Raw genomic sequence first — 13,802 nt, forward strand, 5'->3', positions numbered from 1 at the left:
GGTGTCGGGTCACGGTTTTAAGCGTGAGCTTCCTGACGGTGTTTCTTTTCCAGCTTACCGCGGATGCGGTTACGTTTAAGCGTAGAAATATGATCTACGAAAAGCTTACCGTTGAGATGATCCAGCTCGTGCTGCACACAGACCGCGAGCAGGTCATTGGCTTCGAAACTGTATTCTTCACCATCACGGTTCAATGCGGTCACGCGGATGCTTTGCGGACGTACCACATCTTCATAGTAACCCGGTACGGAGAGACAGCCTTCCTGATACTTGTGAGGCTCTTCGTCGAGTACTTCGAATTCCGGATTGATCATCACCAGCGGATCGTCCTGCTCTTCCGACAGATCCATCGTGACGATGCGCAGATGGATATCTACCTGCGTTGCCGCAAGGCCAATTCCTGGTGCGTCATACATGGTTTCGAACATGTCATCGATGATGGTGCGGATCTCATCGTTGACCTCGGTCACCGGTTCAGCCACTGTGCGTAGACGTGGGTCCGGAAATTCTAGAATCTTAAGTTTTGCCATCGTTTCTTCAGGTTGATACGGTTGATATGATTAGCCGTAACTCATCTAATCTGGGTTGTTTCCCGTGGCAGAAAATAATGCCTGTCCGACTGGGAACCTATTAGCTACATATTATACTGATTGCGACGCTCAATGCATTGTCGTTACGCCGTTTGACCCAAATATCGTCGAATGGGTTTCGGTGAATGACATCAAAGGACATAGAAATGAAAAAGTTTCTCTGCGCTCTGGCCGCTGTATGGTTGCTGGTAAGCTTGCCAGCGCAAGCCAATGCCCGAAAGGATGTACTGCAACTTAGGGAAGATCGGCCGCAGGAATATGTGGTAGTGAAAGGCGATACCTTATGGGATATCTCGTCCCGTTTTCTGGAAAGCCCGTGGCGCTGGCCGGAAGTCTGGGATATGAATGCGCAGATCCCCAACCCACATCTGATCTACCCGGGCGATGTAATCTATCTGGTCTGGGAAAATGGTCAGCCGAAGCTTAAAGTCCGCCGGGGTATGCGTAAACTGAGCCCGACCGCTCGGGCGCAACCGTTGGATCGGGCGATTCCGGCGATCCCACTTAGAGATATTCTCAGCTTTCTGGAAGAGACCCGGGTTATAGATCAGAGCCTGTTCAAGAAAGCACCGTATGTACTGGCGGGTAAAAACCAGCGTCTGATTGCCGGCGCCGGTGACCGTATCTATGCCCGTGGCAGTTTGCTGGAAGATCTGCGCCGTCAGGTGGTCTACCGTGCGACCAACGAGTACGTTGACCCTGAGACCCAGGAGGAACTGGGGTATGAGCTGACGAAAGTGTCAGATGTCACTGTGGACGATGAAAATGATGATGTGGTCAGCCTGAGCGTTAACCGTTCGGTGCTGGAAACCCGCGCATTGGATCGGGTGATCCCGGCAGAAGAGCAGCGGATACAGTCAGTGTTCTATCCAAAACCGTCGCCCGAAGCGCTCACCGGTAAGATCCTGTCTGTATTGGGAGCGGTGAACGACGGTGGTCAGTTTGATGTTGTGGCGCTCAACCGAGGCGTCCGCGAAGGGTTAGAGCCGGGGCACGTATTTGCAATTTATCGTACCGGTGAGATGGTGGTGGATCCGATTACAAAAGAGAAACTGCAATTACCGGCGGAACGGTCGGGTCTGATGATGGTGTTCAAAACCTTTGAGAAAGTCTCCTACGGCCTGATTATGATGAGTTCCAACGTGGTGTCTGTCGGCGATGAAGTTCGCGAACCTTAGCGGGTGGCAGCCAGCGTTTAAATGAATAAACGCGGGTTGGATGACCCGCGCATTGACCAACATAAAGTACCAATACAAGGAAGTGATAAGATGCAAAGTGATCCGATGGATTGGGTCGCCGTGGCTGCATTGCCCCGTGTGGGCGCAACGGCGTTTCTGCGTTTGCTCGAAAGTGGCTGGCCGCCACATCGCATAGTGCGCGCCAGTGAAGATGAGTGGCAGTGGCTGGGATTAAACCTGTTGGCTCGCCAGAACCTGCAGGCCCTTAAACATGGGCGCGGCCCGTTGAAAGAGATCCAGCTTAATGTCCGTGACTGGTTAAAACAGCCGGATACCCACCTGCTGACACTAGACAATGACCACTACCCCGCCCTGCTGAAAACCATTGCTGATCCACCGCCACTGCTTTATGTGCGCGGTGCGCTTGACCAGTTGCACCTACCACAAATCGCCATGGTTGGTAGCCGCAGCGCCAGTCGCGCGGGTGTTCAACATGCGTCTGAATTCTCTGCGGCGCTGACACGCGCCGGTTTCATCGTGACTTCTGGCATGGCGCACGGTATCGATGGTGCGGCACATCAGGCTGCAGTGAACCTGAACCGACCCACCATCGCTGTATTTGGCACGGGACCGGATGTGCTGTATCCCGCCCGGCACCGTATTCTGGCCAGTCAGATTCTGGAGACTGGTGGCGCCTGGGTCAGTGAACTGCCGCCCGGAACCAGCCCTCTAGGCCACAACTTTCCCCGTCGCAACCGTATTATCAGTGGCTTAAGCGCCGGCGTGCTGGTGGTTGAGGCCGCGCCGCGCAGTGGATCGCTGATCACTGCGCGACAGGCGTTAGAGCAGGGGCGTGAAGTATTTGCCCTGCCCGGTGCGTTGAATAACCCACTCAGTCAGGGATGTCATAAGCTGATCCGTGAAGGCGGCCAGCTCGTCTCGTCGGTGGATCATATTCTCGAACAACTGGCACCGATGCTGGGTGCTTATGCTGTGGAGGATGCCCCGGCGGTTGAGCCGACAGTACTCCCCGAGCTGAGCACACAGGAAAATAATCTGTTGCAGGCACTGGGCTTTGAACACGTCAGTATGGATCAGTTGGTGGCGCTGACCGGCATTTCGGTGGCTGATCTCAACGTATTATTGATCTCTTTAGAGTTAAAAGGCGTGCTTGAAAACAGCGGTGACGGATACTGCCGTATCTAACAAGTACCGCATGACCTGAAATGCTTAGAAAAAGTAAGGAATTGATTTGCTGCACGCTAAGGTTATAGATGGTTTGGAATGTATGAAAAACTGGCATAAGGCGGGCTTGCAAGCGGGGCGTTGAACGTTTAGTGTTCACTGTTTTCCGTTAATATTGAACGCCGAGAGCAAAATGTCTAAACCATTTATTGCCATTCTGATGGGTTCTGATTCCGATCTGCCTATCATGAAAACTGCAGTTGAAACGCTGAAATCCCTGAACGTTGAATGTGAAGTTAAAGTGAGCTCTGCTCACCGTACTCCGGTACAGACTCACGACTACGTAAAAGACGCTGACGCGCGTGGCGCTGTTGCCTTCATCTGTGCTGCAGGTATGGCGGCTCATTTGGCGGGTGCTGTTGCTGCAAACACTACTAAGCCAGTGATTGGTGTACCAATCAACTCCTCTCTGGACGGTCTGGACGCGCTGCTGTCTACTGTTCAGATGCCGGGTGGCATTCCAGTTGCAACCGTTGCTATCGGTAAAGCAGGCGCGAAAAACGCAGCTTACCTGGCGGCTCAGATCATGGCGGTTGGTGATGCTGATCTGGCTCAGCGTCTGAAAGACGAGCGTCAGGCAAACACCGATGCAGTAATCGCAAAAGATGCTGCTCTGCAGGAAAAACTGAAGAACGGTGAGCTGTAAGACAGCGATGAACTGGTGGCATATTCACCAGTCTGTTCGGGCGATGCGCCAAGGCGGCGTCATCGCCTATCCTACCGAGGCGGTCTGGGGCTTGGGATGTGATCCCTTTAATGAAGAAGCTCTGGAACGTTTGCTGTACCTCAAAAGTCGCCCGCGTCATAAAGGTGTGATCCTGATCGCCGCCTCTGTGGCTCAGGTTGAACCTCTCTTGCGTCACCTTGACCCTGCCCAGCGGCAGCGTGTTGAAGCGACCTGGCCAGGGCCTGTTACCTGGTTACTCCCCGATCCTGATCATCTGATTCCCGAATGGGTTAAAGGTAAACACAGCAGCGTTGCTGTGCGCGTCTCTGCGCATCCGGTGGTCCAGACGTTGTGTAACAGTTTTGGTGGACCTATCGTTTCCACTTCGGCCAATCCAGCAGGCGCTCAGCCCGCCAAGGATCTGCTGCGAGTGAACCTATATTTCGCAAACCGGGTTGATGCGGTGATGCCGGGCCCTCTGGGCGATCTGGATCAGCCAACCCAAATTCGCGACCTGATCACCGAAGCTGTGATCAGAACCTGATTTTATTAATCCCACATTTCCAAGGAGTTAGCCATGTCAGCACCTGACATCGGAGCTGTTAAAGAATATCTCATGTCCTTGCAGGACAATATTTGTCAGGCGCTTGAGCAGGCGGACGGTGAAGGCCGTTTTACTGAGGATTCCTGGGATCGGGACGCAGGTGGTGGCGGTCGTACCCGGGTGCTGGCCAACGGTACTGTGATCGAAAAAGGCGGCGTGAACTTCTCCCACGTATTCGGCGATAAACTGCCGGGCTCTGCAACCGCACACCGTCCAGAACTGGCGGGTCGCAGTTTTCAGGCGATGGGTGTGTCGCTGGTGATTCATCCGCACAACCCTTATGTACCGACTTCACATGCTAACGTCCGTTTCTTTATTGCAGAGAAAGAAGGTGAAGATCCGGTGTGGTGGTTTGGTGGTGGTTTCGATCTGACACCGTATTACGGCAATGACGATGATTGCCGCCACTGGCATCAGACGGCAAAAGACGCCTGTGACCCCTTTGGTGAAGAGATCTATCCGCGCTTTAAACAGTGGTGTGATGATTACTTCTACCTCAAGCACCGTGACGAACCGCGTGGTGTTGGCGGTCTGTTCTTTGACGACCTGAATGAGCTGGGCTTTGATGATAGCTTTGCGTTGATGCAGTCAATCGGTAACGCGTACGTGCCGGCAATTGTTCCGATCATCGAAAAACGTAAAGATGCCGAGTTTGGTGAGCAGCAGCGTGATTTCCAGCTGCACCGACGTGGACGCTACGTAGAATTTAATCTGGTATTTGACCGTGGCACCTTGTTTGGTCTGCAGTCCGGTGGCCGAACTGAATCCATTCTGATGTCGTTGCCGCCGGAAGTGCGCTGGAGTTACGACTGGCAGCCGGAAGAAGGCTCCGAAGAAGCGGTGTTGTACGAACGCTATCTGAAACCGCGGAACTGGTTGGAGGTTTAATATGACCGACCGTTACGCGGTGTTCGGTAACCCGATCAAGCATTCGAAATCACCGCAGATTCACAGCGCGTTTGCTGAACAAACGGCGCATGCGCTGAGCTACGACGCAATCTGTGTGGATGAAGGCGGTTTTCCCGAAGCCGTGAACAGCTTCATGCAAGGTCCGGGAAAAGGTCTGAACATCACCATCCCTTTTAAGCAGGAAGCCTGGCAGATGGCTGAAGTGCGCTCGCAGCGTGCTGAGCTGGCTGGCGCGGTGAACACCCTCTACCGTAATGCAGAAGGTCAGCTCTGTGGCGAGAATACCGATGGTATCGGTATGGTGCGTGATATTGTCGAGAACAATGGCGGCAAAATCGAAGGCGCAGATGTACTGATTCTGGGTGCAGGCGGCGCTGTGCGTGGTGTATTGCAGCCGGTACTGGAACAGAAACCGCGTCGTCTGGTGATTGCTAACCGGACCGCGTCTAAAGCGGAGTTACTGGCCGATCTGGTGGCTGATCTGGGTGATGTGGAAGGCTGTGGCTTTGATGCGTTGGACGGACAGCAGTTTGATCTGGTGATCAATGGTACGGCCGCCAGCTTACAGGGTGAGGTGCCTCCTTTGCCGGATGATCTGCTCAAATCCGCAGCTTGGTGCTACGATATGATGTACAGCGCAGATGTGACTGCGTTTTGTCAGTGGGCTCAAGATCACAACGCTGAAAAGTCGATTGATGGTCTGGGTATGCTGGTCGAACAGGCGGCGGAATCCTTCTATATCTGGCGTGGTATCCGGCCGGCTACTCAGCCCGTGATCGCAACCTTGCGTGCCGCCCTAACTCCTTGATTTATCAGGCGCCAAACAGGCGTTTTAGTGTTCAGTTCCAACTTGCACCCTTCAGCTTTGCAGCGTATAAATAATGTATACCCCTGCCGTTACGGCGGGCCTGCTTAGCTGATTGTGGGGATGTCACATGGAACTGGATACTAAGCTGAACCCCGACGCACTCTACCGCACCTGCGACCCCGAACTTCTGCCTTTTAAGACGACCGAAACCCTGGAACCCTTTAGCGGATTCTTTGGTCAGGAGCGTGCAATTGAGGCGATGGAATTTGGTGTAGGCATGCATCGCCCCGGTTATAACCTGTTTGTGATGGGGAACCCCCATACAGGTCGTTTCTCCTTTGCCATGGACAGCCTTAAAGTGGTTGCCAAAAAGGAGCGTAAGCCAACCGATTGGGTGTATCTCAATAATCTGAAAGACCGGCGACATCCGCTGGCCGTGCAGCTCCCTGCTGGTAAAGCCCAGCGCTTTAAACGCGACATCAAAAACCTGCTGGAAGGTCTGCTGGCTGAACTGCCCGCTGCGTTTGAAAATCCCGCCTATCAACGTAAGAAAGCGACCATCGAACGCGGTTTTAACCGTATGTATGATCAGGCGATTGAAACCGTTGACCGTCGTGCACGTGAACACAGCATCGCGATCTACCGTGATGCCGGGACCATTGGTTTTACCCCGGTGGCCGATGGTCAGGCGATGGACGAAGCGGCCTTTTCCCAGTTGCCGGAAGAGGTACGTGATGCATTTACGCGGGCGATTTCCGAGCTGGAAGAATACCTGAATGATTGTTTGACTGGCCTGCCCCAGTGGCGTCGTGAAGCTGCCGATAAGATGAAGTATCTGGATCGGGATACGGCACGTGCGGCTGTGACCCCGCTGGTCCAGCCATTGAAAGATAAATACACCAACATCTCTGGTGTAGGCGATTATCTGGATCAGCTGGAAAATTCGCTAGTGAAAAACAGCGCGGATCTGATCGGTGACGATAAAGTCGAGCCGCCAAGCGATGCCTCACGTCGCAGTTATCTGGAAGAGACCTACGGCGTTAATCTGTTGGTGGATAACGATAAAACCAAAGGGGCCCCGGTGGTGCACGAATCGCACCCGACCTATGAGAACCTGTTCGGACGTGTTGAATATAGCTCCGACATGGGGGCGTTGAGCACTAACTACCAACTGATCCGCCCCGGCGCTTTGCATCAGGCCAATGGCGGTTACCTGATTCTGGAAGCGGAAAAACTGCTGGAACAGCCGTTTGTCTATTCCGCGCTGAAACGCGCATTAAAGTCCCACGAAATCCGTATTGAAAGTCCGGCCAGTGAGCTGACCGGCATCAGTACCATCACCCTGAATCCTCAGGCCGTGCCGCTGACGGTTAAGGTGGTATTGATCGGTAGCCGGGATATTTACTACCTGTTGCAGGAGCTGGATCACGACTTCGAAAAGATGTTCCGTGTGGTGGTTGATTTCGATGAAGATGTTGGTCGTTCACCCCAGTCGATCCGCAACTATGCCCGCCTGATGAAAACGCTGGTGGACGAAGAACATTTAGCCTCGCTGACCCGTCATGCAGTAGCCCGGCTGGTGGAGCACAGCTCCCGTCTGTCACAGGATCAGGAGCTGCTATCAGCACACATCGGTGAGTTGGTCGATCTGTTGTGCGAAGCGGATTTTAAGCGGATCAAGTCCGATGACAAGCTGATCGATGCCAAGCATGTGGAGATGGCACTGGATGCAAAAGAGCGCCGGACATCACGTCTGTCAGAAAAAATTCGAGACAGTATTCTGAATGAAACCGTCTTGATTGATACTTGCGGGGAGTCGGTGGGGACCTGTAATGGGTTGACCGTACTGCAGGTCGGCGATGTCTCTTTTGGTACACCTGCGCGTATCACCGCCACTGTCCATCCGGGCAATCGTGGCATCGTTGATATTGAACGTGAGGTGACGCTGGGTCAGCCGATTCATTCTAAAGGGGTGCTGATCCTGTCTGGTTTCTTGGGGCATCAGTATGCACAGGATTTCCCGCTGACGATGTCGGCCAGCATCGCATTGGAGCAGTCATACGGGTATGTCGACGGCGACAGCGCTTCGTTGGCAGAGATCTGTACGCTGATCTCTGCGTTAACCCATATCCCGATCAATCAGCAGTTTGCGATTACCGGCTCAATTAACCAGTACGGTGAAGTGCAGGCCATCGGTGGGGTTAACGAGAAAATTGAAGGCTTCTTCCAGCTGTGTCAGCTACGTGGGCTGACGGGAGAGCAAGGTGTTGTGATTCCACGGGCAAATGTACGTAATTTGATGCTCAAGAAAGAGGTTGTTGATGCTGTGGAAGAGGGACTTTTCCATGTGCATGCAGTCGCAAGTGTTGATCAATGTCTTGAGATTTTAATGGGACGCAAAGCAGGCAGCCGTAAGGACGATGGCAGTTTCACCCAACGCAGCGTAAACCATAAAGTCGTGCTGCGTTTGAGAGAGCTTGCGAAGGCAAAGGCCTGAGACAATTATGAATCATGAGGTACGGCATTCTGAGATGCTAAAGGTACTCACCAGCATCGCGGCGGACTGTCTTTCGTACGACGATTTTGATCAGATCATCGAACGGGTTCTGGCCTCTTTGGGGCAGATGGTGTCTGTCAGTCACACCTCACTATTTGTGCGTGAGCAAGATGCTGTTGGGTTGTGCCGGGCGCAGTTTCGTGGCGCTTGGTTTGATGAAAGCGCAGGCGCTGTTGGCAACGTCGAATTTGATTTCAGCAACGAATCGGCTCAACAGTGGTTGGAACTGCTGGCAGAGGGAAAGATTGTCAGGCTGGGCAAAGCGCAGCTGAGCGCGTTGCTCACACAGCAGACGCATGACTTGCAGGCATTGTTACTGATGCCTCTGACGCTGGGTAGCCAGCAGTGTAAAGGATTTATCGCCTTTGCCGATCGGGAGATTATTAGCTGGTCACAGATGACGCTGGATGTGATGAAAGTCGCGGCCGAACTGTTTAGCAGTGCGCTCGGCAATGAAAAACGCATGCTGGATCATCAGCTGGCGACCGCTGTTTTTGATAAAGCCTCTGAAGGCATCATGATCACCGACGAACGTGGCCTGATCGTGAGCATTAACCCGGCTTTCACGAATATCACGGGTTACAGTTTACGGGAGTGCTTAGGCAATACGCCTGCCATCCTCAAATCGGGCCGCCATGATGGCGACTTTTATGACCGCATGTGGAACCAGTTGCGGGCCAGCGGTCAGTGGCAGGGCGAGGTCTGGAACCGGCGTAAGAATGGCGAGTTGTATCCGGAATGGTTGTCGATTTCAGCGTTGCCGGACGCCCAGGGCAAACCGCACCGTTACATTGGTATCCTCTCTGATATCACCTCACTGAAACGTGCGCATGCACAGGTTGAGCATCTGGCGATGCATGATCCGCTGACCGGATTGCCTAACCGCCGGATGTTCATGGAGAATCTGGAGCGCCTGTTGGCCCATGCCAATCGGACGGGACAGCTTCTCGGTTTGCTGTTTCTTGATCTGGACGGCTTTAAGCTGGTCAATGACAGCTTGGGTCATCATGTGGGTGACCGCTTGCTGCAATCTGTGGCGCAGAGTCTGAAAGCGGAAATTCGCGCGGATGATCTGTTGGCGCGCATGGGTGGTGATGAGTTTGTGGTCCTGATTAACGGGGTTGATAGCCCTGATCATCTGGCACGTATCGCCACCAAGGTGTTGAACAGCCTGCAACATCAGGACGCTGTATCCGGCAATCGAATGGAGATCGGTGCCAGCATTGGTATCGCGCTGTACCCGGAAGATGCCGAGGACGGTGATCAACTGATCCGCAATGCGGATATGGCGATGTACCGGGCTAAAGAGAACGGCAAAAACCAGTATCACTTCTACGAGAGTAAGCTGTCTGAAGAGGTGGTTCGGCGCTATGTGCTGGAACGGGAGCTGCGTACTGCACTCGAAGAAGACCAGCTGGAGGTGTATTACCAGCCGCAGCTGAATATTGATGGCACGGCGCTGGTGGGCGTGGAAGCGCTGGTCCGCTGGCCGCATCCGGAACGGGGTGTGCTGCCTCCGGCTGAGTTCCTGCCTGTTGCGATGAGCAGCGGCTTAGCGTATCCGCTGTTTAAAGTGGTATTCCTGCAAGTTTGTCGGTTCATGACCCTGATGGATAAACAGGGCGTGATGATTCCCAAGGTGGCGATCAACATTGCCGGTATTGAGTTGATCACCAATGGCTGTTGCCAGCTGATTATCGACTCGTTGAAGAGCTTTGGGATCGACCCGCATCGGATAGAGTTTGAAGTGACTGAAACCCTCCTGATGCACTCGCTGGACGATCTGTCCGACGTGTTGGAACGACTGCGGCAGGAAGGTTTGCAAATATCCATCGATGATTTTGGTACCGGATACTCCTCACTTTCTCGTTTACGCGAGTTGCCCATCGATATGTTGAAGATCGACAAAACTTTTGTGCAGGGGATCGCGCGCGAGAGCAGCGATGAGGCGATAGTGAAAGCTATTATCTCCATGGCGAACAGTCTGCAATTAAAAGTTATTGCTGAAGGTATCGAAACCCGTGGCCAGCTGGATTTTCTACGCGGCGAAGGCTGTGAACTGATTCAGGGCTTTTTGTACGGTGAGCCGATGAAAGGTGAGCGCTTAGCGGAACATATTGCTGACGCACGTTACGAGTTGAAATCGAATAAATAAAAAAGGGCCTTCAAGGCCAAGCCATTACGCTTTCGTGTTGTTAGCGTAATGGCGTTTTCTTAGAAAATGCCTCAAGAGTACTGGGCAAATACCCAGTTAACTGGAGTGCATCGTGGACAAAAATCTGTCCAAGTAAAGAATGTCCGCTTTCGGCACAAAGGAGTCATGATAACCCGGCTTCTTTTAGCTTGGATTCAGCATCTGTGAAATTTGAAAGCGGACATATCATGTGCCGTTCTTGGCGTCTACAAGCGCCGCAGAGGCGACATTTACCTTCGACCCAAAAAGACGACTCCGAATCAGTGAAAATTCCCGAAAGCGGGTATAAGTTTCAGCGTCGGAGTTGGGGTCCTGTGTGCTTAGCAGCCTAAGGCGATTCATCTGAGTATCATGGAACTGCACTACAACTGGAAAAGGCCCCAATAGTAAAGCTATGAGCCATTTCCAGCCAAGACAGTTATTGTTCGGAATTAGTTAACCGCGAATTCAGGACTGGTAAGCCAAGTTGTGGCTTAACCCTTAAGAGGATTACCACCAATGCAAATTAGGTGAAAAGCACAAGCGATTTTTTAATACCAGATCTTTAATTACTCATCCCATATTTTTCTATATGTGTTTGCATCAATATTTCCTCCTGAAAGAATGATCAGCACTGATTTTCTATCTTGGCCAGTTTGAGCCTTTAACCACTTGCTACACGCTGCCATTGCGACAGCACTGGTTGGCTCTACGGTCACTTTTAAATGAAGAAAGAGCATTCTCGTCCAATATTTTATATCTTCTTCTTCTGCTTCGATGATGCCATCCAGTTGTTTTATATATTCAAATGTCCGTTCGGAAATTGAAAGGGTTCTTGCACCATCAGCGATGGTGTTTGGTGCATCGTGCCATCTTACGATCTTTCCTGTCTTTAAGCTTTGGAATGCATCGTTACCAAGTTTTGGCTCTGCGCCAATCACAGAGCTTGATGGTGATAATAATTGTGCAGCAAGATAGGTACCGCTTATTAAGCCGCCGCCACCAACAGGGGCTATTATTACATCTGGCGAAAGGCCGTCGAGTAGAGCTTCATAGCAGCTAGTACCTTGCCCAAGAATGACATCGTCATTATCAAATGGAGGGAGAAAATATGCACCTGTTTGTTGCATCTCAAGCGCTCGCTCTTCAGCTTCCGCTTTAGTCTTTGTCAAGATCACTTCAGCACCATGATCGCGTGTAGCCTCAATTTTAAAATCAGATGATGATTCTGATATAAAGATAGTAGCTTTGATACCAAGCGTCTTACAGGCATAAGCAACCGCTTGTGCATGATTTCCTGAGCTAAAAGCGACAACATGCTTAGGCAGGCTTCCTTCATCTTTTAGTGTCAGTAAAGCATTTAACGCCCCTCGAAGCTTAAATGCTCCGGTAGTTTGCAGTCCTTCACATTTAAAAAATAGATCAGCGCCAACCAAATCATTCAGGTATGAACTGCTTAAGACAGGAGTCTTTTCTATATAAGGATTTATTCTTTTATCTGCCTGAATAATACCTTCTGGATTAAGCATCATAATAATCTCCTAAACAAAAAATGGCATCAATTTCAACGGCGGTGTTAGATGGTAGGCTATTTGCGCCTGTACTTGTGCGAACATGCTTTCCCTTCTCTTCAAATATATCAACCAGTAAATCAGAAGCTCCGTCTGCTACTTGGGCATGCCCAGTAAAACACTCTGTAGACTGTACAAACACATTTATTCTCACGATTGATTTCACACGATTCAAATCTCCAGAGCACGCGTGTTTTACTTGGCATAAAATGTTCTCAAGACATATTCTTGCGGCTTCTTTGCCATCGTCGATACTGAATTCTTTGCCCAGACGGCCAGGGAATTTCACTTGCCCATCAATTCGAGTTGTTTGCCCAGAAACATAAACCATATTATTAATGACTTGGTAGCTTACATAATTTCCAGCGGGGAAATTTGCTTCCGGCAATGTGATTCCTAAATCTTTTAGCTTTTCATCGATATTCATTTACTACTCTCAAAAAGTTAAGACAGGAGCTTTAAAAGAAGTCTAGCGAGATCTTCTTACCACCCTCAGTCGTACAAGAATATTTCATCCATAACCGTCAAGGTTATGTTGATTTTCTTATAGTCTAGCGAGTAAAGTCGGAAAGCTATACAATGTTTTAATTGATGAGATCATAAGGAAAACTATTGGATATTCGATTCTTGGAAAGTCTTGTTGCAGTCGTAGACGAAGGCTCCATCGCAGGAGCTGCCAGGGTTCAGATGATTACTCCAGCAGCAGTCAGTCAGCGTATTCAAGCCTTAGAGCGGGAGCTTAGCTGCTTGCTGCTTAGTCGCGCTGGCCATAAGGTGAAGCCAACTGATGCGTGTTGTAATATGCTCCCACGGGCACGACGCTTGATAGTCGAATCTAAGGCATTAGTTGGAGATATCGATGATTCAGGTTTGACCGGGACGTTGCGAATCGGAGCGATTTCAACTGCACTGACAGGTATGATACCCCGAGCCCTGAGGGGCATCGAAAGCGTCGCTCCCAATGCAAAACTGCATGTTACTCCCGGTACGTCTATCGGACTCTATCGTGCTTTGCAAAGCGATGAGATTGACGCTTCGATTATGGTCATGCCCCCATCAAAAATACCCAAATCCTTACGGTATTGGATATTAAGAAGCGAACCTTTGATGTTGATACACCACAAAGCTATTAAAGGTTCTATTACGCAGATTCTGACGGATCATCCCTATATTCGGTACGACCCACTTTGTTGGGGTGGTCAGCTGGCTAAACAGTATTTACAGGATAATGGTATTTTTACAGATTCTATTTTTGATCTGGATTCTTTGGAGGCAATAGCACAGTTAGTATCTGAATCCGTAGGGGTCTCTCTTGTACCTGCATGGGCCGGATTAGACCTCCAGCAGCTAAGCATATCTGCGACGGTTATCAAAGAAGTTAAATACCAACGTAAGATGATTTTAATGTGTCCCTATCATCCAACAAGACCTAAGCTCGTAGATATTTTCTTCACTCAGCTACAAGATAGAATGTCTGTCTAGAGGAACTATGCCTGCAAC

12 protein-coding genes are annotated in these 13,802 nt (G+C 51.0%); 9 read left to right on the forward strand and 3 right to left on the reverse strand.

Going from position 1 to position 13,802, the window contains the following annotated elements:
* Positions 1-17 precede the first annotated feature (17 nt).
* Positions 18-530: a peptide deformylase gene (gene def, locus IOQ59_RS16635; RefSeq protein ID WP_193954584.1), complete on the reverse strand. Its 513-nt coding sequence runs from the start codon at positions 528-530 to the stop codon at positions 18-20.
* 206 nt (positions 531-736) lie between these two features.
* Between def and IOQ59_RS16640 the strand changes: the two genes are divergently transcribed.
* The 8 genes from IOQ59_RS16640 (at position 737) to IOQ59_RS16675 (ending at position 10,713) form a co-directional block, all read left to right on the forward strand.
* Positions 737-1,768 (forward strand): LysM peptidoglycan-binding domain-containing protein, encoded by a 1,032-nt coding sequence (locus IOQ59_RS16640; protein ID WP_193954585.1) that lies wholly within the window; start codon positions 737-739, stop codon positions 1,766-1,768.
* Between the two features lie 90 nt (positions 1,769-1,858).
* Positions 1,859-2,974, forward strand: coding sequence for a DNA-processing protein DprA (gene dprA, locus IOQ59_RS16645; protein WP_193954586.1), 1,116 nt, complete (start codon positions 1,859-1,861; stop codon positions 2,972-2,974).
* 172 nt (positions 2,975-3,146) lie between these two features.
* Positions 3,147-3,659, forward strand: a complete 513-nt coding sequence (purE, locus tag IOQ59_RS16650) for a 5-(carboxyamino)imidazole ribonucleotide mutase (RefSeq protein WP_193954587.1) — start codon at positions 3,147-3,149, stop codon at positions 3,657-3,659.
* On the forward strand, positions 3,649-4,224 hold the full coding sequence (gene tsaC, locus IOQ59_RS16655) for an L-threonylcarbamoyladenylate synthase type 1 TsaC (protein ID WP_371871886.1): 576 nt from the start codon (positions 3,649-3,651) through the stop codon (positions 4,222-4,224). Before purE ends, tsaC begins: the two co-directional genes overlap by 11 nt.
* Before the next feature lie 33 nt (positions 4,225-4,257).
* Positions 4,258-5,172: an oxygen-dependent coproporphyrinogen oxidase gene (gene hemF / locus IOQ59_RS16660; protein WP_193954588.1), complete on the forward strand. Its 915-nt coding sequence runs from the start codon at positions 4,258-4,260 to the stop codon at positions 5,170-5,172.
* Between the two features lies 1 nt (position 5,173).
* Positions 5,174-6,001: a shikimate dehydrogenase gene (gene aroE / locus IOQ59_RS16665; protein WP_193954589.1), complete on the forward strand. Its 828-nt coding sequence runs from the start codon at positions 5,174-5,176 to the stop codon at positions 5,999-6,001.
* A gap of 127 nt (positions 6,002-6,128) precedes the next feature.
* Entirely contained in the window at positions 6,129-8,498 is a 2,370-nt protein-coding gene (locus IOQ59_RS16670) for a Lon protease family protein (protein ID WP_193954590.1), read from the forward strand.
* A gap of 7 nt (positions 8,499-8,505) precedes the next feature.
* Entirely contained in the window at positions 8,506-10,713 is a 2,208-nt protein-coding gene (locus IOQ59_RS16675) for a putative bifunctional diguanylate cyclase/phosphodiesterase (RefSeq protein ID WP_193954591.1), read from the forward strand.
* Positions 10,714-11,300: 587 nt separating this feature from the next.
* On the opposite strand, the gene IOQ59_RS16680 is transcribed toward IOQ59_RS16675, so the two are convergent.
* Both IOQ59_RS16680 and IOQ59_RS16685 read right to left on the reverse strand, forming a co-directional pair.
* Positions 11,301-12,263 (reverse strand): serine/threonine dehydratase, encoded by a 963-nt coding sequence (locus tag IOQ59_RS16680; RefSeq protein WP_193954592.1) that lies wholly within the window; start codon positions 12,261-12,263, stop codon positions 11,301-11,303.
* Positions 12,253-12,729 carry a RidA family protein gene (locus IOQ59_RS16685; protein ID WP_193954593.1) on the reverse strand — a complete coding sequence of 159 codons (477 nt, stop codon included), beginning with the start codon at positions 12,727-12,729 and terminating at the stop codon, positions 12,253-12,255. Before IOQ59_RS16685 ends, IOQ59_RS16680 begins: the two co-directional genes overlap by 11 nt.
* A gap of 185 nt (positions 12,730-12,914) precedes the next feature.
* On the opposite strand from IOQ59_RS16685, the gene IOQ59_RS16690 reads away from it, so the two are divergent.
* On the forward strand, positions 12,915-13,784 hold the full coding sequence (locus IOQ59_RS16690) for a LysR family transcriptional regulator (protein ID WP_193954594.1): 870 nt from the start codon (positions 12,915-12,917) through the stop codon (positions 13,782-13,784).
* Positions 13,785-13,802 lie beyond the last annotated feature (18 nt).

Origin of the sequence: Pontibacterium sinense (genome assembly GCF_015209595.1) — a bacterium.
Classification (GTDB): domain Bacteria; phylum Pseudomonadota; class Gammaproteobacteria; order Pseudomonadales; family Balneatricaceae; genus Pontibacterium; species Pontibacterium sinense.